This is a genomic window from Agromyces sp. NPDC058110 (assembly GCF_042884735.1).
Lineage (GTDB): Bacteria > Actinomycetota > Actinomycetes > Actinomycetales > Microbacteriaceae > Agromyces.
Genome location: NZ_JBHVTI010000003.1, coordinates 613798 through 634561, shown reverse-complemented (window position 1 = coordinate 634561; position 20764 = coordinate 613798). Strand labels below are relative to the sequence as shown.

Sequence of the window (20764 nt, the reverse complement as noted above, 5' to 3'; positions counted from 1 at the left end):
GTGACCACCGGCGCGTCGAGCACGATGCGGTTGGGCACGCTGGGCGTGATCAGGTCGCTCATCGTCTTGCCCTGCGCGATGAGGCGGGCGAGCGCGATGCCGTCGGCGGCCTGCGTCGACGGGTAGATGATGGTGGCCTTGAGCACGCTGTCGTCGGCCTCGATGGCCTCCATCGCGTTCTTCGAGCCGGCGCCGCCGACCATGAAGAACTCGTCGCGGCCGGCTGCATTGATGGCAGCCAGCACGCCGATGCCCTGGTCGTCGTCGTGGTTCCAGATGGCGTCGATCTCCGGGTTCGCGGCGAGCAACTGCGACGTCGCGGCCTCGCCGCCCTGCACGGTGAAGTCGGCGGCCACGCGGGCCGAGACCTCGAGGCCGCAGTCGGACAGCGCGTCGGCGAAGCCCTGCGAGCGGTCCTGGGTCAGCGGCAGCGAGTCGATGCCGGCGATCTCGGCGACGACCGCGTCGTCCTGGCCGTCGAGCTGCTCGCAGATGTAGGTGCCGGCCGAGACGCCCATGCCGTAGTTGTCGCCGAGCACCGTGGTGCGGGCGGCGAACGGGCTCGAGAACTCGCGGTCGACGTTGATCACCGGGATGCCGGCCTCCATCGCCTTGGTCGCGACCTCGGTCAGCGCCGCGCCGTCGCTCGGCAGGAGCACGATCGCGTCGACGCCCTCGTTGATGAACGTCTCGACGGCCGCGATCTGCGCGTTCACGTCGTTCGTGCCCTCGGCGAGGCTGAGCTCGACGTCGTCGAAGCCCTCGGCCGCCGCGATGGCGCCCGAGTTGATGGCGCCGAGCCAGCCGTGGTCGGCGGCGGGCCCCGAGAAGCCGATCGTCACCTTGTCGCCCGATGCGGCGTTCTCCTCGCTGCTCGTGCCCTGCTCGGTGACGCTCTCCTCCGCGCCTCCGCCGGTGCAGCCGGCGAGGAGTCCGATGGCGAGGACGGACGCCCCCACACCGAACAGCGCGCGCTTGGCGAGCGTGTGATTCCGTGCCATGAGTTCTCTCCTTTGAGGTGTGATTGCTGGTGTGATCGCACGGCGATGCGGGGAGGGCTTCACCGTTCGGGACGTTTGTTTTGACTCACATCAAATAACGTCGTTGGCACCATACCAATCCGTCATTGCGCTGTCCACAGAGACTTTCAGGCGACTTCCGCACCCCGGACAAGGCCGTCCGGTCGCGGATTCTCTGGATTTCGGTCGAACGAAAGGTCTGATATGTTGCGACCATGATCAAAGTCGACCATCCAGTGCTGCTCGACGCCCGGGGGCTGCAGAAGTCCTTCGCCGGCGTTCGCGCGCTGAAAGACGTGAGCCTCGAGATCCTGGCCGGCGAAGTCCACTGCATCCTCGGCCAGAACGGCGCGGGCAAGTCCACCCTCATCAAGACGCTCGCGGGCGTCCACCAGCCCGACGAGGGCGAGATCCTGTGGCTCGGCAGCCCCGTGGCGATCCCCGACCCGCAGTCGGCCCTCGAACTCGGCATCGCGACGATGTACCAGGAGCTCGACGTCGTCGACGGCCTCACCGTCGCGGAGAACATCTTCCTCGGCCACGAACTCGCCAAGGCCGGGTTCACCCGACGAGGGCCGGCGTACCGACGCACCCGCGAGCTCATGCAGCGACTCGGACACGGGTCGATCTCGCCGCACACCGAGGTGGGCACGCTGAGCGCGGCCAACAAGCAGATCGTGAGCATGGCGCGCGCGCTCTCGCACGACATCAAGCTCATCATCATGGACGAGCCGAGCGCCGTGCTCGACTCCGAAGAGGTCAAGAACCTGTTCGCGGTCGTGCGGGAGCTCACGTCGGCCGGCATCGCGGTGGTCTACATCACGCACCGCCTCGAGGAGATCCGCCAGATCGGCGACCGCATCACCGTCATCAAGGACGGCCGGAGCATGGCCCACGGCCTCCCGGTCGCGGGCACGCCGACGACCGAGCTCATCCGGCTCATGACCGGACGCAACGTCGAGAACGTCTTCCCGCCGCCCGTGCCGTTCGCCGCAGATGCCCCAGTCATGCTCGAGGTCGAGTCGCTGGAGCTGTCCGGCGTGTTCGACGACGTGTCGTTCTCGGTGCGCTCGGGCGAGATCGTCGGCCTCGCCGGCCTCGTCGGCTCGGGCCGCTCCGAGATCCTCGAGACCATCTACGGTGCACGTCGCTCGTCGGCGGGCCGGGTGGCGGTCGCCGGCCGCACCCTCCCCCGAGGTTCGGTCGTCGCCTCGGTCGCCGAGGGCATGGGGCTCTCGCCCGAGGAGCGCAAGAGCCAGGGGCTCGTGCTCGAGGAGCCGATCTACGTCAACGTCACGCTCTCGTCGATCTCGCGCTTCGCCAAGGCCGGATGGCTCGACACGCGCGCCGAGCGGAAGGCGGCCCGGTCGCAGATCGAGGCGCTCGAGCTGCGCCCGGCCGATCCCGACCGACCCGCCGTCACCCTCTCGGGCGGCAACCAGCAGAAGATCCTGCTCGCCCGCTGGCTCGTGCACGGCACCCGCGTGCTCCTGCTCGACGAACCCACCCGAGGCGTCGACGTCGGCGCCCGCACCGAGATCTACGCCCTCATCCGCCGCCTCGCAGCCGCAGGCAACGCCATCGTGATCGTCTCCAGCGAGATCGAGGAGGTGCTCGGCCTCGCCGACACCGTGCTCGTCATCGCCGACGGCCGCGTGCTCGACACCCTCCCCGCCTCAGAGATCGACGAGCACGGTGTGCTCGAACTCGTCATGAAAGGAGCTGCCGCGTGAGCGAGCAGACCACCCCCACCACTGCCGTCGCCCCGCCCGAACCCCCTGCCACGACGTCGTCCGTCGCCGAGGCCGCGCCGCAGTCCTCCCTCCGGCGACTGCTCGGCGGCCCGGTGGGTCGCAACGCCGGACTCGTCGTCGCCCTGCTGCTGATCGTGGTCGTCGGAGCCGTCACCGCGGGCGACACCTTCTTCCAGGTGTCCAACATGCTGACGATCCTCCGGCAGGCCTCGATCATCGGCGTCATCAGCGTCGGCATGACGCTCGTCATCACCGCGGGCGGCATCGACCTCTCGGTCGGATCGGTCATGGGCCTCGCCTCGATCGCCGCCACGCTCGCCGTGGCCCAGGACCTCGCCGAGAACTCGCACTGGACCGTCATGGTGGGCATCGCACTCGCGGTCGGCCTCGCCGCCGGTCTCGTGAACGGCGTCGTGATCGCCTACGGCAAGGTCGTCGCGTTCATGGCCACGCTCGCGATGCTCGTCGCGGCCCGCGGCCTCGCCGAGATCCTCGCCGAGCGTCGCACGCTCGTGGTCGAGAGCCGCGGATTCATCGAGTTCATGAATGCGGACTTCCTCGGCGTCGACATCCTGATCTGGATCTTCGCGCTCGTGGCCGCCGGCGGATGGCTGATCCTGAACCGCACCACCTTCGGGCGCCGCACCGTCGCCATCGGCGGCAACCGCGAGGCCGCGCGACTGGCCGGCATCGACGTGAGGCGCCACACGATGTGGCTCTACGCCATCGCCGGACTCTGCGCGGGCATCGCGGCCGTGATGATCCTCGGGCGCACGACCGCCGGCACCTCGACGCACGGCACGCTCTACGAACTCGACGCGATCGCCGCCGTCGTGGTCGGCGGCACCCTGCTGGTGGGCGGCCGCGGCACGATCACCGGCACCGTGTTCGGCGTGCTCATCTTCGCGACCCTCACCAACGTGTTCGTGCAGAACAACCTCTCGTCGTCGGTGCAGGCCGTCGCGAAGGGCATCATCATCGTGATCGCCGTGCTGCTGCAGCAGCGGTTCTCGAAGCCGACCGGGTCGCGCGAGTAGCCCGCCCTGCGCACTCCGGCCCGTCGCAGCTCGATCGAGCCGCGACGGGCCGTCGCACGTCAGTCGTACGTCAACCGGCGGCGACGTGCTCTGCTGCGGGGACGACGCCGGTCGACGCCGAGGTGGGGTCGCGGAGGACGGTGCGGAAGACGAGTTCGCCCGCGCCGATCAGCACGTTCTCCTCGAGGCTCGACGACACGATCCTCACCTCCGAAGCCGGACCGGCCAGTGCCGAGCGCTCGACGCCCTCCTGCAGCCGCCCGCCCGTGGCGTTCCGCAGCGTACCGAGGAACCCGCCGAGCACGATGACGGCGGGGTTGAAGACGTTGACGAGGTTGCGCAGCGCGACGCCGAGGTAGGCCAGCTGCCGGTCGACGAGGGCGGTCACGCCATCGTCGGTGCCGTAGGCCTCCCGCAGCCGCTCCGCCAGCAGGCCCGCCTCGGTGTCGCCGAGGCCGACCGCGCCGAGCAGGTCGTCGCGATTGACCTCGGTCTCGAGGCATCCGACCGCTCCGCAGTGGCATTCCGCCCCGTCGGAGTTGACGAGCATGTGGCCGAGCTCGCCGCTGTAGCCGTTCTCGCCGGAGAGCAGCTGCCCGCCGACGATGACCCCGCCGCCGATGCCGCCCGCGCCGCCGTTCAGGTAGACCACGTTCTCCTCGTCGACGCCCTCGCCGAACTGCCCCTCGGCGACGACGGCGCACGTGGCGTCGTTCGCTGCCCACGTCGGCAGGCCGGTCGCCGCGGCGACCATGTCGACCAGGGGCTCGTCGTGCCAGTCGAGGTGCGGGGCGACCCGGACCACCCCGTCGCTCGCCCCCACCAGTCCGGGCACGGCGATGCCGATGCCGAGCACGGTTCCGCCGTCGGAGAGCTCCAGTCCGCGTACGAGGGCGTGCAGGGTGTTGACGGTCTGCACGGCCGACGGAGCGTGCTCGACGTCGAACCTGAACTCCCGCAGCACGCGCCCGCCCATGGCCACGACCCCGATCGCGATGGCGTCCTTGTCGGGATGCACCGCGACGGCGATGTGCCGCGGCGACGGTCCGATCACCGTGCTCGGGCGGCCGACGCGCTTGGTGTCGACCGGCTGCGAGACCGTGACGAGGTCGAGCGACTCGAGCTCGGTGACGATGGTGGCGACCGTCGACCGGTTGAGGCCGGTCGCGTGCGTGAGGTCCGCGCGGGTCATGGAGCGGTTCGCGTGCACGAGCGAGAGCACGGTGCTGAGGTTCTGCCGACGGAGATCCTCGAGGTTCCTGCCCTTGGACCCGAGACGCGAGGTGCCTCCGATCGGATCCTTCATCCCACCTCCAATGGGTGATCTCGTCTGCGGCGCGATGGCGGGCGGACGAGGACTGACTCCGATGCTACTCGGATTGTTGGGATCGAGGCCGAAAGGGCGAACCCTCGACGACCGGTGCGCCGGCCCCGCAACTTCCGGAACGACGCCTTGAGAGCGCTCTCAGCGAGCGCGCCCAGTGTATCCCGAACCGCCGCACGCGGCAGGTCCGATTTCGTCCGGTGACGGCTTGGTGCGCGATTTTGTTGGAGATCGCGTCAAAAGTCGACCGCCGTCGGCCGGCGGCATGGCCGAACGCCGGATGCCGCGCCTCAGACACCGACCCGGTCGGACGGCGGGGGCGACGCCGACGCCTCGCGCCGACCCTCCTCCCTCGCCCGCTCGACGAGGTCCTCCACGGCGCGCCGAGTTCGGCGTCGGCGCAGTACCATCGCGCCGACGATGAGCCCGAGCGCGAGCAGCACCGCGAGCTGGGGCAGCGGCAGCGCCGGCGTCATGAGCGACGCGGACGCCGCGGCCTCCGGCGCCGGCTTCCAGCTCCCGGCGGCGTCCGCGACCTCGACCGAGGCGGTGACGGCGGTCGGCACGAGCACGAGCGGCCAGAGGTCGTCGAGCACGACCGCGACGTCGCGCCGATCCCCCGGCAGCAGTTCGATCGCCTCCCCGTCGGGCGAGAACCCGGCCGCGCCACCGGCCGCCTCCACCTGCCCGGTGACGGAGAGCCGGGTGTTGCCGGTGTTCTCGAGCGCGAACGAGACCGTCATCCGCCCCGGCTCGAACGGATTCCACGAGACGTCGTACTCCGACCCCGCGTCGACGAGTGCGAGCGAGGGCGCCAACTCCCCCACGACCCGCGTGAGCACTCGGAACCCGACGCGGCTCTCGATGCCGATCGTGGCGCCGTCCTCAGCGCCGACCGAGGTGATCGACGCCGCGACACCGGCCGCGTAGTCGCCCGGCACGGCCTGCTCGGGCACCGCGACGGTGAACGGCACGACCGCGGTTCCGTTCGCGGGCACGGTCACGCTCCGGGGCAGGTCGATCCAGAGCCCGGCCGAGGTCGAGGGCGTCGAGGCGGGCAGCATGTTGAATCGGCCGGTCTCGGTGAGGTAGCCGTCGGCGGCCGACAACGCGAAGGTGACCTCCGAGGAGCCGAGGTTGCGCACCGCCAGGTGCTCCTCGCGCGTCTGCCCGGGGTCGAGCGACTGCTCGATCCACGAACGCCCGTCGGGCCCGGAGGCGTCGGCCGGGGTCACCGACCACGACACCGCGGGCTCCTCCTCGGCCGATGCGACCTGCGGGAGCGCGGCCTGCCAGGCGAAGGTCGCGACCAGCGACGCCATCGCGCCGAGACCGACGCGCCGCACGAACCTGCTGAAGGACCTCATCGTCCACTCCTCGACCCTCGAAGGGATGCCTGTATGTTGTGACTCCAGTCATATTACCCATAGCCTGCTGTCATCGCGTCGATGCGATGACAGCAGGCGACAGCCCGACGACGGGCCGGACGGATGCCGGGCCGTGTCGGCGGCATCCGGACGCCCCGGGCACCAGACAGGAGCACCATGACCTCGACCCCACTCGCCCAGACCGCCTCGCCGATGCGCGTCGGGCTCCTCGTCGGCGCGGTCGCGCTGACCGCGTTCAACCTCAGGACCGGGGTGACCGGCTTCAGCCCGCTCGCCGACCGGATCGGCGAGGACCTCGGCTTCGGCGCGCCCGTGATCGGGGCCATCGGCACCATCGTCACCGCATGCTTCGCGGTGTTCGGCCTCGTGACCCCCGCGATCGCGCGGAGGATCGGGCTCGAACGGGCGATGGTGCTCGCGCTGGCGGTGTCGACCCTCGGCACGGTGCTGCGCTCGCTCTCGCCCTCGACCGGCCTCCTGCTCGCCTCGAGCGTGCTGCTGTTCGCAGGCATCGGCATGGCCAACGTGCTGACGATCCCGCTCATCAAGAGCTGGTTCCCGGCGAGGCTCGGCACGCTGAGCAGCGTCTACGCGGTGCTGCTCCAGGTCGGCCAGGTGGTGGCCCCGATCGTGTCGGTCGCCGTCGCCGGCCCGCTGGGCTGGCGGTGGGCCCTCGCGATCTGGGCGATCCCGCTCGTGCTCGCCGCCGCACTCTGGGTGCCGGCGATCGGGGCCGCGCGTGCCGACGCCCGGGCCGCGCAGCAGCGGCTCGACGCCACGACCCGACGCCGCTACTGGTCGACGCCGACGGTGCGCGGCCTCATCATCCTCTTCTCCATGACCGCGCTGCACACCTACACGATCGTCACCTGGCTTCCGAACATCGCGATCGCCGCCGGGCTCGGCGAGGGGGCCGGCGCGGCGCTGCTCGCGTTCTTCTCGGTCTTCGGCATCGCCGCGGGCTTCGTGGTGCCGGGGCTCACGCTGCGCATGGCGAACCCGCTCGGCGTGGTGATCGCGTGCGCCGCGCTGCTCGCGATCGGCTACGGGCTGCTGGCCGTCGATCCCACGGCGTACGCGTGGGCGGCGACGGCCGCGCTCGGCCTCGGCGTCAGCACGTTCCCGCTCTGCCTCGCGCTGGTGCACCGACGCTCGACCACGCCGGAGGGCGGCACGTTCCTGTCGGGATCGATGCAGGGCGTCGGCTACGGCGTCGCCTGCGTCGGGCCGCTCTGCGTCGGATGGGTGCTCACCCTCACCGGCGGATGGACGCCCGTGTACCTCGGGCTCATCGCGACCCTCGCGCTCACGGTCTACGGCGGGGTGCTCGCCTGCCGTCCGGGTTCGGTCGAGGCCGACGCCGCGGCGCGGAGCTGACGGGCGCGGTCGCGGGTCCACGGTCCGCGACTCGCGGGTCGCGGGCGCGGGGCACGACGGCCCACTGCCGCCGGCGCACGAAGAAGACGGGGATGCCGCGACATCCCCGTCTTCCTCATGCGGGCCGGGTCACACCGAGACGCGCGACCTCCGGAACAGGAGCGCACCGACCACGAGCACGGCCGCGACGGCGGCGGCGCCGAGGCCGACCGCGACCCACGAGCCGAACTCGGCGGCCGGCGCGGCATCCACCGCCCCCGCCGCAGCCGGGGCCACGTAGTCCTCGGCCACGACATCGGCCATCACGATCTCGATCGGGGCGCTCGTCTCGTACGGTGCGGGCTCGGAGACCTTGACCGTGATGTCCCACTCGCCCTCCGGGAACGTGCCCGCAGGCACGCCCCAGATGCCCGAGCCCTGGCTCGCGGAGACCAGCGGCACGGGCTCGAGCACCTCGCCGGTCGCCGAGCGGCCCTCGACCGTTCCGGTGAGCAGGGCCTCGACCGGATGCCCGTCCTCGGTGTAGGCGAAGGTGACGTACACGCCGCCCTCGCCGTCCTGGGCGATCTGCCCTTCGAAGGGCCCGCCGTGGGCGCTCGCAGGCCCGACTCCGAGCACGAACAGCTGTGCGAAGAGCATCGCCAGGACCGCTGCCACCAGTGCGGCCGCCCTGCGGCGAGGGGCCGTCGTCGCGATCATCGCCGAACCCATGCCGATCACTCGAAGAGCGAGAGCGTCAGGGTGGAGCTGTAGCTCCCGGGAGCCACCGTCGCGGGCGTGCGCAGCGACAGGTCGGCGGTCGCCGTCCACTGGCCCTCCTCGGCGATCTCCTCCGACGAGGCGGCCATCGCGAGCAGCTCCACGTCGACGAGGCCCGGGCCGGAGTCGAGGGTGCCCTCGACGGGGTCGCCCGCCGCGACGAGGCCCGAGTCGCCGCCGTCGATCAGCGCCGGTGCCCACCCGAGCAGCGATGCCGGGATCGCCGGTTGCCCGGCCGACCCCTCGAAATCGGTCGCCGTGCCGAGCACGTACCAGAACGCCTCGTCGGGGATCTCCTCGGCGGTGCGCGTGTCCGTCACGGTCACGGTGGGCAGCGTGCCGGTGAACTGGCGGACCGTCGGGCTGGAGCCCGACTCGGCCAGGTCGACCGCGCCGCCCGCGACCGTGAGCGCGAGCACGCCCGGCTCGTCGATCTGGGCGATCTCGACCGAGACGTCGATGTCCTCGCCGCCGTACTGCTCCTCTGCCGATGCCGCGGTGGCGACACCTGCGAGCACGATCACACCGGCCGTGACCAGCGCGCACCGGGTGACGACTTCTCTCCTACGCATGGGGTTCTCCTTCTGATGCACCGGCGGCGATCGCGCCGGAGGTTGGGGGTTGGGCGATGGGCGGCCCGCCGTCGCCGGCGGACCGCCCATCCGATCAGCCGCAGGGGTGTGCGGGGTACTCGACCTCGATCGTGCTGGTGACCGACTCGCCGTCGACGACTCCCGTCACCGCGACCGTGGCGGTCCCGGCGGGCAGTTCGGCGAGGCGGGTCGTGAACGCGTGGAACGCGTTCTTGTCGGCAGCGACGGCGGCGAACGACTTGGTGCCGTATGCGGTCGTGTACGCGACCGTCAGCGGAACCGCCTCGTTGTTCGTCGTCTGCAGCGTGAGCATCGCCTTGCCGGCGACGCATCGGGCACCGGCGACGACGGTCACGTCGAGCGGGGCGTCGACCGCGGGCACCTCGAGGCTCGCGACCTCGCTCGTGTTGCCCGCCACGTCGGTCGCCCGGTACTCGACCGTCGAGGCTCCGGCCGGCAGCGCGACCGGGTCGCCGAAGGCGGCCCACTCGGCGTCGCCGATGCGGTACTCGATGGAGCCGACACCGCTCGTGGCGTCCTCGGCCGCGATCTCGAGCGTCCGCGACGCGGGGTCGGCCTCGTCGACCGCGATCGACGCGGTCGGCACGGGCGCCGTCCGGTCGATCTTGAACGAGACCGACTGCGCCTCGGTCGCACCGGAGGTCGGCGTCGACGCGCGGTACTGCAGCTCGTGCTCGCCGTCCTCGGTCACGACGACGGGCGCCGTGTACTCGACCCAGCCCGCGCCGTCGAGGTTGACCTCGCGGTACACGGTGCCGCTGCCGCCCTGGGCGTCCACGGCGACCGTGACGTCGCCCGTGTACCAGCCCTCGTCGCCGGTCGGCGATTCGGGGGTGATCGACGCGCCGACCTCGAGCGGCTCCTCGACGACCGTGAAGTAGTCGAAGAAGGCCGTGTTGGAGACCTGGCCCTGCGCCGAGTTGCCGAGGGCGTAGAGGCCGACCTTGGCATCCGCGAGCTCGGTGTTCGACACCGTCTGCGCGATCGCCGTCCAGTTCGTGCCGTCGGTGCTCGAGTACCCGGTGAAGGTCGTGCCGGCCTTCTCCAGACGCAGCCACACCATCCCGTTCGCCGGCGCCGGGGCGTTCGGCTGCGGGTTCTGCACGGCGTTGCCGATCTCGCTGCGCATCTCGAGGTTGCGTGCGATCGCCTGACCGGCCTCGTTCGTCGCGAGGATGTCGAGCTTGACGTAGTTGGCCTGGTCCTTGAAGAGGATCAGACCACCCTGCTGGTACCGACGGTCGAGCTCGGAGGCGTCGACCTTCGTCTCCACGACCCAGTCCTCGGAGGGCTGGGGCTGGAGCACGAAGTTCGTCACTCCGGTGTCGCTGTTGTAGATGTCGAACGGCGACGTGTCGATCTGCAGCCGGCCGTCGGCGACGCGGTAGCCGGAGGCATCCTCGTTCACGACCTCCCAGCGGCAGGCGTCCAGGGCTGCGCCGTCGAACTCGTCGTTCGGCGTCTCGGCCGTGGCGGTGTCGTCGGGCGTCACCTGGAACCAGTCGTACGTCGCGTTGACCACGCCGTACGCCTGGGAGGGTGCGCTGTTCGAGCCGAGCGCGAGCAGGCCGATCTTCGGGTTCGAGATGCCCGACAGGGTGAACGTGTCCGGCATCGTCGTGAAGTCGGTGCCGTTCGCCGAGTACGAGGCGGTGACGGTGGTGCCGTCGCTGGCCAGCCGCACGTAGTACGTGTCGGGGAAGTCAGCGCCGAGGGCCGCCGTGTTGCGCTCGACCGGCGTCGCGTCGTCTTCCTTCAGGAACTGGAACACGCGGTTCGCGGGGTCGGACGTCTGCCCTCGTGCCATCTGCACGAGCTTCAGGTAGTTGTCGTCGTCGCCGTAGATCGTGAGTCCCGCCTGCTGGTACTGCACCCGGGCCGGGAAGTTCACCTTCGCCGTCATCGAGAACGCACCTTCGGGGATGTCCTGGAGGACGATGTTCGACGTTCCCGTGCCGGCGGCGTGGATGTCCGTCAGCGAGGCCGGGATCGTGAGCGCGCCGTTCGCGACCTGCGCGAACTGGTCGATGCGCACCGAACGGTTCCAGCGGTTCGTCGTGTCGAGCGACGTGCCGTCGAATCCGTCGGAGCGACCGCTGTAGCAGATGCCGATCGGCGCCGAGTCGACGGTGATCGTCTCCTTGAAGTCGCGGTACGCGCCGCCGCCGTCGGTCACGCGCACCGTCAGGGTGTACGTGCCGGGGGTGGTGTACTCGTACGCGAACTCCGAGGTCCCGTCGACGAACCCGCCGCCGGTTCCCGCGTCCCACTTGTAGGTGAGCAGTGCGGAGTCGCCGTCGGGGTCGGTCGCCTCGACCGATGCGGCCACCGCGAGCGGAGGCTCGCCGCTGGTCACGTCGACCGTGAGCTCGCCGGTGGGCGAGGCGTTGGTGTCGACGCCGTCTCCCTCGAAGACGAGGGTGTTGACGTTGGCACCGCCCGAGGTGAGCACGAAGTACAGCGTGCCCGTCTCGCCGTTCGTCGCCGCCGTGTCGAGCGCCATCGGGAAGTCCCGATACGTCTGCCACGCGGGCTGCCCGTTCGCGCCGTTCGTCGGCTGGAAGGTCACCGTGCCGAGCGTCGGCCCGGTCGGCGAGTCCCAACGGGCCTCGATCGTGCCGTCGCCGGCGAAGCCCTTCGCGATGCGCATCGACACGGAGTCGATGCCCTTCAGGTTGATCGGCTCGTACGACCACCAGTCGTTCGTCTCGATGTGGCTGACGTTGCGTCCGCCGCCGGCCGAGTCGCCCGTGGCCTCGGTGCGCACCCCGTCATCGGCTCCACCGGTTCCGCCGATGCGGCCGGTCTCGTCGAAGTACTCCGCCTGGAAGTACTTGGGGTTCAGGATGTTCGTGCCGAAGCCGGTGAGCGGGACGCCCGCGGCGCCGCCGTCGTCGGCGTAGTTCACGTTGATCACCCAGAACAGGTTCGCCTCGAGGCCGTGGCCCGCGTCGCGGATCGTCTGGATGCTTCCCTCGCAGCCGTGCTGCTCGCCGAAGTCGTGGTTGTGCGAGTCGTGGCCGAGGGCCGCGACGACCGTGACGTTCGAGCAGTCGATGGGGCCCGAGGCATCCGGGTCGTTCACCGTCACCTCGTAGCGCACCTGGTCGCCCCACTCGAAGAACCCGCCCTGCTCGGGGAAGGTGATCTCCACCGTGGGAACCGCGTTGCCGACGACGATCTGCACGTTGGCGACCGCCGTGTGGCCGAGCTCGTCGGTCACCGTGAGCTGCGCCGTGTACTGACCGGCGCCCTCGTAGGTGTGCGTCGGGTTCGCCTCGTCGGAGGTCGCCGTGCCGTCGCCGAAGTTCCACTCGAGCGTGTAGTCGAGGGCCAGCGGATGCCGCGTGCCCTCTGAGCTGAAGTTGACCGTCAGCGTCTCGGCGGGGCCGTTCGTCACGTCGGCCGAGGCCCGCGCGATCGGGGACGGGCTGCCCTGCACGTAGTCGATGCGGTAGACGCCGGAGTCGGCCGTCGAGCCGCCGAAGTCCGAGCCCCAGTCGATGACGTAGAGCGCGCCGTCGGGGCCGAACTCGAAGTCCATCGACCGGTGCCAGTCGCCGCCGCCGTCGAAGATGCCGGGCAGGATCCGGTTGATGTCGACGATCTCGGAGCCGGTCTCCTCGTCGAGCTGGATCGAGTACTGCTTGCCCTGGTTCCACTCGCCGAAGATCGCCTTGCCGTCCCAGTAGGCCGGCCACTTGGTGTCGGACTCGAGGTCGGGGTCGAACCGGTACACGGGTCCGCCCATGGGCGCACCGCTGTTGCCGATCTCGGGGTAGAGCGCGGCGCTGCCGTTCTCGGTCCACCACTCGGGCTGGATCACGGGCGGCAGGGTCGTCAGGCCGGTGTTGTTCGGGCTGTTGTTGATCGGCGCGGCCGGGTCGAACGCGGGGCCCGCGGTCGAGGTCGCGAAGTTCCAGTCCCGGTAGCACTTGATGCCCACGCAGAGCGGCCATCCGTAGTTGCCCGGCTCGTCGACGATGTTCCACTCGACGGTGCCGCCTGGGCCGCGGTTCGCGTTCGCCGATCCGGCGTCGGGGCCGTAGTCGGCGACGAACAGCTTGTTCGTCTGCGGGTCGAGGCCGATGCGGAACGGGTTGCGGAAGCCCATGGCGTAGATCTCGGGGCGCGTCTTGTTGTTCGCGTCGTCGGCCTCGTCGAACAGGTTGCCGTCGGGAACGGTGTAGGTGCCGTCGGCCTGGGGCGTGATGCGGAGCACCTTGCCGCGCAGGTCGTTCGTGTTCGCCGACGACTTCTGCGCGTCGAAGTCCGAACGGCCGGTGCGCTCGTCGATGGGCGCGTAGCCGTCGGACTCGAACGGGTTGGTGTTGTCGCCGGTCGCGAGCACGAGGTTGCCGTCGTTGTCGAAGAGCATGTCGCCGCCCGCGTGGCAGCAGGTGTTGCGCTGGGTCGTCACCTTCATGAGGACCTTCTCGGAGGCGAGCGACGCCGTCTTCGTGCCGAAGTCGTACGTGAAGCGCGAGAGCCGGTTGTGGGGCCCGTCGCCGCCGACGTTGTTCGGCGCGTAGTACAGGTAGACCCAGCCGTTCTCGGCGAAGTCGGGGTCGAGCACGACACCGAGCAGCCCGTCCTCGTTCGCCTGGGTGACGGCGAGCGTCATGGCGGTCGTGGTCGCGTTCGTCTCGGGGTCGATCTGCTGCAGGCGGCCGTTGCGCTCGGCGTAGAACACCTTGCCGTCGGGCGCGATGTCCATCGCCATCGGGTTCTGGGTGTTGTCGTCGAGCGTGACCTTCTCGTAGTTCGCGCTCTGCGTCGCCGAGCAGCCAGAGGGCACGACGCCCGCCGCGATCTCGATTCCGCCGAGGATGTGCTGGCGGAACGCCGGGATCTCGTAGTTCGACTCGATGTGACCGAGGCCCGTGTACCACGAGCGTCCGCCCTCGTAGTCGGCCTGGCACCAGGCGATCGGGTGGTCGGCGCCCTGGGTGCCGCCCGTGTAGCTGGTCTCGTCGAGCGAGAGCAGCACGTGCACGTCGTCGCGCGTGAAGTTGCGGTAGTTGTACCACTCGTCGCTCAGGAGCCACGTGTCGCCCTCGAGGTGCATGGTCGACGGGTTGACCTTGTCCTCGATCTTGACGGTGGCCTGCTGGGGCGCGGGGTGGCCGTTGAAGTAGCCGCCGACCAGGCCGCCGTAGAAGGGCCAGTCGTACTCGGTGTCGCTCGCGGAGTGGATGCCGGCGTAGCCGCCGCCTCCTCGGATGTACTCCTCGAACGTCGTCTGCTCATCGGCGGTGAGCACGTCGCCGGTCGTCGAGTTGAAGACGACGGCGTCGAACGTCGCGAGCTCCGTCGCGTTCGCGGGGGCGAAGACGCTCGAGTCCTCGGTGAAGACCGCCTCGAAGCCGTTCTCCTCGGCGAGGTCCTCGATGAGGGTGTTCGCCGGCGTGATGGACCCGTGCCGGAACCCGGCCGTCTCCGAGAAGACGAGCACGCGGAAGTCCGCGGTCGCCTCGAGCTCGGCGGCCTGGGCGGCCGGCGGCGGGCTGAACAGTGCCGGCGACGCGAGGCCGGCGACGACCGCGAGCGCGGTCGCGAGCGCCGCTGTTCGGCGACGTGTTCGTGGGATGGGGACTGATCTCTGCACGATGCGCTCCTGAGGTCGTCGGTCGGTCGCGCCGCAGCGTCGACCAGACCTCGGTCGACGGTGACAGCGCTCGGGGCGATGCTATGGAGCCTTTTTGTTGTTTGTCAAGCAGAATTAACGGATGGCCGGAATCGTGCCGATCTTCCAAGCGTGACGCGCCCGAATATGCGGCGCCCGACGAATCATCCTGATTCACAACAATTCTGCCCGGCGACCACCGGAGGGGGCGGCGGAACGAGCGAGTCCCCCGCGGGATCAGGCCTCGAGGCACACGACGGCCCCTCCCGTCGCACCGCCGAAGGTCGCGGCCCGGCGGCGCGGCCGAGCGGGCGGTCCGCGGAATCCGGGGCCTCAGGCGACGCCGTCGAGCGCGGCGAGCATCGGCCACATGTGGTCGCCGAGGCTCGTCGAGAGCATCTCGGCCCCCGATCCGGCGACGAGCGGCGCCAGGTAGCGTCCGCCGCGCACCACCGCCGGCGTCACGAAGTGCTCGTGGTACCGGTCGACGTACTCGATCGCGCGGCCCTCGCTCGAACCGCTGACGGCGACGTAGTCGAACATGGCGAGGTGCTGCACGACCTCGGAGAGCCCCGCACCTCCGGCGCGCGGGCACACCGGCACCCCGGTGCCCGCAGCGAGGAGCAGGCTCGCGATGTTCTCGTTGACCGCGGTCGCGTCGATCTGGAGGTAGCCGATGGCGTTCAGCTGCAGCAACTGCTTCACCATGACGGGGCTGAGCGCGTGCTCGCCCGTCGCGATCGGCACCGGGGTGATGGCGTGCGCGATCGCGGCGTGCCCGAGGATGTCCGCCGGGCTCGTCGGATCCTCCACCCAGTGCAGGTCGAACTCGCTCAGTGCCGAGATCCACCGGACGGCCTCCTCGACGCCCCACCGCCGGTCGGCGTCGACGGCGATCGCGACATCCGGACCGCAGACCTCGCGTGCGATCGCGAGCCGGCGCAGGTCGTCGGCGAGGTTCTCCCCGACCTTGAGCTTGATCTGCGTGAACCCCGACGCCATGGCCTCGCGGCAGAGCCGCGCGAGCAGTTCGTCGGAGTACCAGAGCTCGCCGGGCGACGCCGCGGCGGCGGGGTATCCCTCGGCGAGCAGCCGACGCTCCCGCTCCGCGCGCCGGGGTCGCGCTCCGTCGAGGATCGCCATGGCCTCGCCGGGCGACAGGGCGTCGGACAGGTAGCGGAAGTCGATCAGCCCGACGAGCTCCTCGGACCCCATGCCGGCGAGCAGCCGCCACAGCGGAAGCCCGGCCCGCTTGGCCTTGAGGTCCCACAGCGCATTGATGACGGCACCGGCCGCGCGATGCGCGACGCCGCCGTCGGGCTCGAGCCAGCCCCGCTGGGTGTGGTCGACGAGCGTGCGCCAGGTGCGGCCCATGTCGCCGAGGAGCGCATCGAGATCGCACTCCTCGATGATCGCCATCGTCGCCTCGATCGCGGCGACCTGCATGTCGCCGCTGCCGCGCACCGAGAACACGAAGCCGTGCCCCTCGGCGCCGTCGGAGGCGTCGTCGCTGATCGTCAGGTAGGCGGCGGCAGCGCAATCGGCATCTCGGCCCGCGGCTCCTGCGCCGTCGAGCCGGGATGGGCAAGCGAATCGGATCTCACTCGTGAGATAAGAGAATGCTGCACCCATGCTGGCCTCCGCGGCCCAGTAAACATCGGATCTATATCGCGCGTCAACAGGTGACGCAGGAGTCGCGATATCCGCCACAGCGCCACGGAAGTTTCGTGATCGCACTCGAAAACTCCCGGAGCCGCGAGTTCCGGCTCGAATCATCCGATGGCCTTCGCCGTCTCCTGTGGCGGAGCGCGACGACACGCAGGAATTTGTTGAAGAAATCCCCAAATTGTCGAGAAAGTGCCCTCTTCGGGCGCCAAGTGTCCTTGACACATCGGATGTCTCGTCGGTACACAGGGTGTCGGCGGGGGCCGAAGCCTCCTGCCTGACGACGATGTCCGGAGGCCGATGATGACCGAAGACCACGAAACTCCCCGCGCTCGATCGCGCGGCAGCGCCAGACGACCGAACACGCCGCGCACGATGCGCAGCGCGACCGCAGCGGGGCTGGCAGCCCTGCTGGCCATCCCCCTCTCCGTCGGCGCAGCGCTGCCGGCGACCGCAGCCGAGCCGGCGCAGCCCGAGCGCATCGCCGGCGCACCCGACGTCGTGTGGTTCGACGAGCCGCTCTCGACCACGGGCGACCAGCAGCGCAATTGGGAGCAGCGGGCCCTGCCCATCGGCAACGGCACCCTCGGGGCCGTCGTGTACGGCGGCGTCTCCGATGAGCGCATCCAGTTCAACGAGAAGTCGCTGTGGTCGGGCGGCCCCGGCGCCCAGGGCGGGTACGACTACGGCAACTGGACCGATGCCCGAGGGCCGCAGACGATCCAGCAGGCGCGAGACCTGATCGCCGCCTCCCCCACGGGCGGCGTCGCTCCGACCGCGATCGCCGACCTGCTCGGGCAGCCCAAGAAGAACTTCGGGTCGTACCAGGCCTTCGGCGACCTCGACCTCGCCATGGCGGGCATCGGCACCGCGACCGACTACCGACGGCAGCTCGACATCGGCGAATCACTGGTCACCACGAGCTTCACGGCCGACGGCGTCGACTACACCCGGGAGTACTTCGCCTCGGCGGCCGACGACGTCGTCGTGGTGCGGCTCGCCGCCGACCAGCCCGGACGCATCGGGTTCACGGCCCGGGTGACCCTGCCCGGCGGCCGCAGCACCGTCTCGCAGGTCGCGCAGGATGGCCGGCTCACCACCTCCGGCACGCTCTCGAACAACGGTCTCCGCTTCGAGTCGCAGCTCGCCGTCGACCACGACGGCGGCACCGTCGCGAACAACGGGAACGGCACGATCACGGTCACCGGTGCGAACGAGGCGACCCTCGTGCTCGGGGCCGCGACCGACTTCGCGATGGACTACGCCGACGACTACCGCAGCGGCGTGAACCCGCACGTTCCGGTCACGACCGCGGTCGACGCGGCATCCGACCGCTGGTTCGACGAACTGCTCGAACGGCATCAGGACGACTACCGCTCGCTCTTCGACCGGGTCGGGCTCGACCTCGGCGGTGCCCGGCTGCCCGACATCCCGACCGACGAGCTGCTCGCGGCCTACCGCGGCACGATCGACGCCGAGAGCGCCCGCGCGCTGGAGTCGCTGTACTTCCAGTACGGCCGCTACCTGCTCATATCGTCGTCGCGGGCCGGCTCGCTGCCCGCCAACCTCCAGGGCGTCTGGAACCGGGTCAACAATCCGCCGTGGGATGCCGACTACCACGTCAACATCAACCTCCAGATGAACTACTGGCCGGCGGAGACGACGAACCTCACCGAGACGACCGACCCGTTCTTCGACTACGTCGAGTCGATGGTGCCGGCCGGCACCGTGACGGCGACCGATATGTACGGCGCCGACGGCTGGGTCGTCGGCAACGAGACGAACCCCTACGGGTTCACCGGCCTGCACAACTACGCCTACTCGTTCTGGCAGCCCGATGCCGCCGCGTGGCTGGCGCAGCACTTCTGGCAGCACTACCTGTTCACCCAGGACGAGGAGTTCCTCCGCGAACGCGCCTATCCGATGCTGAAGTCGGTCTCCGAGTTCTGGATCGACTTCCTCGTCGAGGACGCCGACGGCAGTTACGTCGTCACGCCGAGCTACTCCCCCGAGCAGGGCGACTTCACCGTCGGCGCGTCGATCTCGCAGCAGATCGTGACCGAGGTGCTCACCTCGACCGCGGCCGCCGCCGACCTCGTCGGCGAGGACGACGACGCCTACCTCGCGCAGCTCGGCGACAAGCTCGACCACGTCTACCCCGGCCTCGCGGTCGGCTCGTGGGGTCAGCTCAAGGAGTGGAAGGTCGAGCAGGCGCTCGACAACCCCGGCAACCAGCACCGGCACGTCTCGCACCTGTACGCGCTCTTCCCCGGTTCGGCGGTCTCGCCCGCCGAGACGCCCGAGCTCGCCGAGGCGGCGCGCACCTCGCTCGAGGGTCGCGGCGACGGCGGCACCGGCTGGTCGAAGGCCTGGAAGATCAACTTCTGGGCGCGACTGCTCGACGGCGACCGCGCCCACAAGCTGCTCGGCGAGCAGCTCAAGGGGTCGACGCTCGACAATCTGTGGGACGACCACCCGCCCTTCCAGATCGACGGCAACTTCGGCGCCACCTCGGGGGTCGCCGAGATGCTGCTGCAGAGCCAGGCCGGGCGCATCGACGTGCTGCCGGCGCTGCCGTCGGCCTGGCCCGACGGCTCGTACTCCGGGCTCAAGGCCCGCGGCGACGTCGAGGTCGGCGCGACCTGGGAGGACGGATCCGTGCGCGAGATCACGATCGCCCCGGCCACGGACGGCGAACTGCGGATCGCGAACCAGATCCTGAAGCCCGGGTTCTTCGCCCTGAAGGACTCGGACGGCACCACCGTCGAGCCGACGCTCGACGACGGCGTCGCCACCTTCGACGGCGAGGCGGGCGAGGTCTACACGATCACGGCCGAGGTCGCCCTCGCGATCAGCGCCCCGGCCACGGCCGTGAGCGGCGACGAGATCCCGGTCGTGGTCCGCGTCGACGCGATCGGATCGGAGCCCGTCACCGGCGCGAGCGTGTCGGTCGGCGTGCCCGCCGACACGGCCCCGGGGCTCCCCGCCTGGTCGGCGATGCCGGCGACGGTGGCGTTCGACCCGATCGCCCCCGGAGCGTCGGCGGAGCGCACCGTCACGGTCACGGTCGGCGCGGGCAACGCAGCACGGCAGTCGCCCATCACAGCCACACTCGAACGCGACGGCTCGACGGTCTCGACCACCACGATCGTGGCGGTGAAGCCGCCGACGCCGTGCCCGGTGCCCGACCCCGAGAGCACGCTCGTCGCCTGGAACCTCGGCGGCGATGTCGAGGGCGACAGCTCGCCGTTCGGGCGCGACTGGCGCGTGCAGGGCTCGCTGCCCGTCATCGCCGAGGGGCCGACCGGGGCCGCGCAGCGGCTCGGCAGCGCCGGCTACGTCACGAGCGTCGACCCGTTCGCGCTCGGCTACCTCGAGGAGTCGACGTTCGCGGCCGAGTTCAAGATCGATGCCGGGCAGTCGGGTCACCGACGACTGTTCGACCATCGCGCCGCGAACAGCGATTCCGACGGGATCCTGATCGACCTGACGCCGTCGAACAACGTCCGGATCATCACGGCGGGCGTCGGCACGACGACCACGGCCGTGGTGCCGACCGGACGCTGGTTCTCGCTCGCCGTGACGTTCACGACGGCAGGCCTCATCACGGTCTACGTCGACGGGACCCAGGCGGCCACGGCCACGATCGGCGGGTACCAGGCGGCGAACGCGTGCACGTCGCGCACCCTCCACATCGGCGCGAACCGCGACGGCGGCGAACGCCAGTCGGGTGGCGTCGACCGGCTCGCGATCTTCGGTCGCGCGCTCACCGCGCAGGAGGTCGGGCGCTGGCAGGAGCTCGCGTTCCCGCCGGCGGCACCGACGCTCGAGGCGACCGCGACGGCCGCCGCACGGTGCGTGGCGGGCAAGGTCGTGGCCACCGTCACCGTCAGGAACGACGACGAGGTGGCGATGGATGCAGTCATCGGCACGCCGTACGGCACCAAGGCGTTCGCCGCGGTCGCCCCCGGGAAGAACGCGTTCCACGGCTTCACGACCCGTGCGACCTCCGTCGCCGCCGGTGAGGCGACCGTCGAACTGACGGCGACGGTCGACGGCGAGGAGGTGACGCGATCCGTCGTAGCGGCGCTGCCCGCCCACTCGTGCTGACGCAGCACGACGGCTGTTGGAGGGGGGGGGGGGGCGGCGCTATTCGCGCCGCCACCCCGTCGCTGCGTCGCACCGAGGGCGGTGCTGCCCG

At 70.5% G+C, this 20764-nt stretch carries 11 protein-coding genes; 4 read left to right on the top strand and 7 right to left on the bottom strand.

Features of this window, described 5'->3' with window-relative positions; translation table 11 throughout:
• Window positions 1-1001: substrate-binding domain-containing protein (locus ACFVS8_RS10290; protein WP_387061174.1), on the bottom strand; the 1001-nt coding region annotated here is incomplete at its 3' end.
• Window positions 1002-1234: 233 nt separating this feature from the next.
• On the opposite strand from ACFVS8_RS10290, the gene ACFVS8_RS10285 reads away from it, so the two are divergent.
• Together ACFVS8_RS10285 and ACFVS8_RS10280 are read left to right on the top strand one after the other, a co-directional pair.
• Window positions 1235-2752, top strand: coding sequence for a sugar ABC transporter ATP-binding protein (locus ACFVS8_RS10285; RefSeq protein WP_387061171.1), 1518 nt, complete (start codon window positions 1235-1237; stop codon window positions 2750-2752).
• Window positions 2749-3810: an ABC transporter permease gene (locus ACFVS8_RS10280; RefSeq protein WP_387061168.1), complete on the top strand. Its 1062-nt coding sequence runs from the start codon at window positions 2749-2751 to the stop codon at window positions 3808-3810. The genes ACFVS8_RS10285 and ACFVS8_RS10280 overlap by 4 nt, the downstream gene beginning before the upstream one ends.
• Window positions 3811-3880: 70 nt before the next feature.
• Here the strand turns inward: ACFVS8_RS10280 and ACFVS8_RS10275 are convergent, their stop codons facing one another.
• Window positions 3881-5116: an ROK family protein gene (locus ACFVS8_RS10275; RefSeq protein ID WP_387061165.1), complete on the bottom strand. Its 1236-nt coding sequence runs from the start codon at window positions 5114-5116 to the stop codon at window positions 3881-3883.
• A 308-nt stretch (window positions 5117-5424) separates the two neighbouring features.
• Window positions 5425-6501, bottom strand: a complete 1077-nt coding sequence (locus ACFVS8_RS10270; protein WP_387061162.1) for a hypothetical protein — start codon at window positions 6499-6501, stop codon at window positions 5425-5427.
• A 177-nt stretch (window positions 6502-6678) separates the two neighbouring features.
• On the opposite strand from ACFVS8_RS10270, the gene ACFVS8_RS10265 reads away from it, so the two are divergent.
• Entirely contained in the window at window positions 6679-7899 is a 1221-nt protein-coding gene (locus tag ACFVS8_RS10265; protein ID WP_387061159.1) for a CynX/NimT family MFS transporter, read from the top strand.
• A gap of 129 nt (window positions 7900-8028) precedes the next feature.
• On the opposite strand, the gene ACFVS8_RS10260 is transcribed toward ACFVS8_RS10265, so the two are convergent.
• The 4 genes from ACFVS8_RS10260 to ACFVS8_RS10245 all read right to left on the bottom strand — a co-directional run bounded on the left by ACFVS8_RS10260 (window position 8029) and on the right by ACFVS8_RS10245 (window position 16530).
• On the bottom strand, window positions 8029-8610 hold the full coding sequence (locus ACFVS8_RS10260) for a hypothetical protein (protein ID WP_387061156.1): 582 nt from the start codon (window positions 8608-8610) through the stop codon (window positions 8029-8031).
• A gap of 5 nt (window positions 8611-8615) precedes the next feature.
• Window positions 8616-9230 carry a hypothetical protein gene (locus ACFVS8_RS10255; protein ID WP_387061153.1) on the bottom strand — a complete coding sequence of 205 codons (615 nt, stop codon included), beginning with the start codon at window positions 9228-9230 and terminating at the stop codon, window positions 8616-8618.
• A 94-nt stretch (window positions 9231-9324) separates the two neighbouring features.
• A complete protein-coding gene (locus tag ACFVS8_RS10250; protein ID WP_387061150.1) occupies window positions 9325-14880 on the bottom strand; it encodes a ThuA domain-containing protein in 5556 nt (1851 codons plus the stop codon).
• Window positions 14881-15231: 351 nt separating this feature from the next.
• A complete protein-coding gene (locus tag ACFVS8_RS10245) occupies window positions 15232-16530 on the bottom strand; it encodes an enolase C-terminal domain-like protein (RefSeq protein ID WP_387061148.1) in 1299 nt (432 codons plus the stop codon).
• A gap of 408 nt (window positions 16531-16938) precedes the next feature.
• Between ACFVS8_RS10245 and ACFVS8_RS10240 the strand changes: the two genes are divergently transcribed.
• Entirely contained in the window at window positions 16939-20673 is a 3735-nt protein-coding gene (locus ACFVS8_RS10240) for a glycoside hydrolase N-terminal domain-containing protein (protein ID WP_387061145.1), read from the top strand.
• Window positions 20674-20764 lie beyond the last annotated feature (91 nt).

What these genes read in the sequence shown, in the direction of transcription:
- ACFVS8_RS10285 (WP_387061171.1), top strand. Translation starts at nt 1,235, where the DNA reads ATGATCAAAGTCGACCATCCAGTGCTGCTCGACGCCCGGGGGCTGCAG.
- ACFVS8_RS10275 (WP_387061165.1), bottom strand. Translation starts at nt 5,116, where the DNA reads ATGAAGGATCCGATCGGAGGCACCTCGCGTCTCGGGTCCAAGGGCAGG.
- ACFVS8_RS10270 (WP_387061162.1), bottom strand. Translation starts at nt 6,501, where the DNA reads ATGAGGTCCTTCAGCAGGTTCGTGCGGCGCGTCGGTCTCGGCGCGATG.
- ACFVS8_RS10265 (WP_387061159.1), top strand. Translation starts at nt 6,679, where the DNA reads ATGACCTCGACCCCACTCGCCCAGACCGCCTCGCCGATGCGCGTCGGG.
- ACFVS8_RS10260 (WP_387061156.1), bottom strand. Translation starts at nt 8,610, where the DNA reads ATGGGTTCGGCGATGATCGCGACGACGGCCCCTCGCCGCAGGGCGGCC.
- ACFVS8_RS10255 (WP_387061153.1), bottom strand. Translation starts at nt 9,230, where the DNA reads ATGCGTAGGAGAGAAGTCGTCACCCGGTGCGCGCTGGTCACGGCCGGT.
- ACFVS8_RS10245 (WP_387061148.1), bottom strand. Translation starts at nt 16,530, where the DNA reads ATGGGTGCAGCATTCTCTTATCTCACGAGTGAGATCCGATTCGCTTGC.
- ACFVS8_RS10240 (WP_387061145.1), top strand. Translation starts at nt 16,939, where the DNA reads ATGCGCAGCGCGACCGCAGCGGGGCTGGCAGCCCTGCTGGCCATCCCC.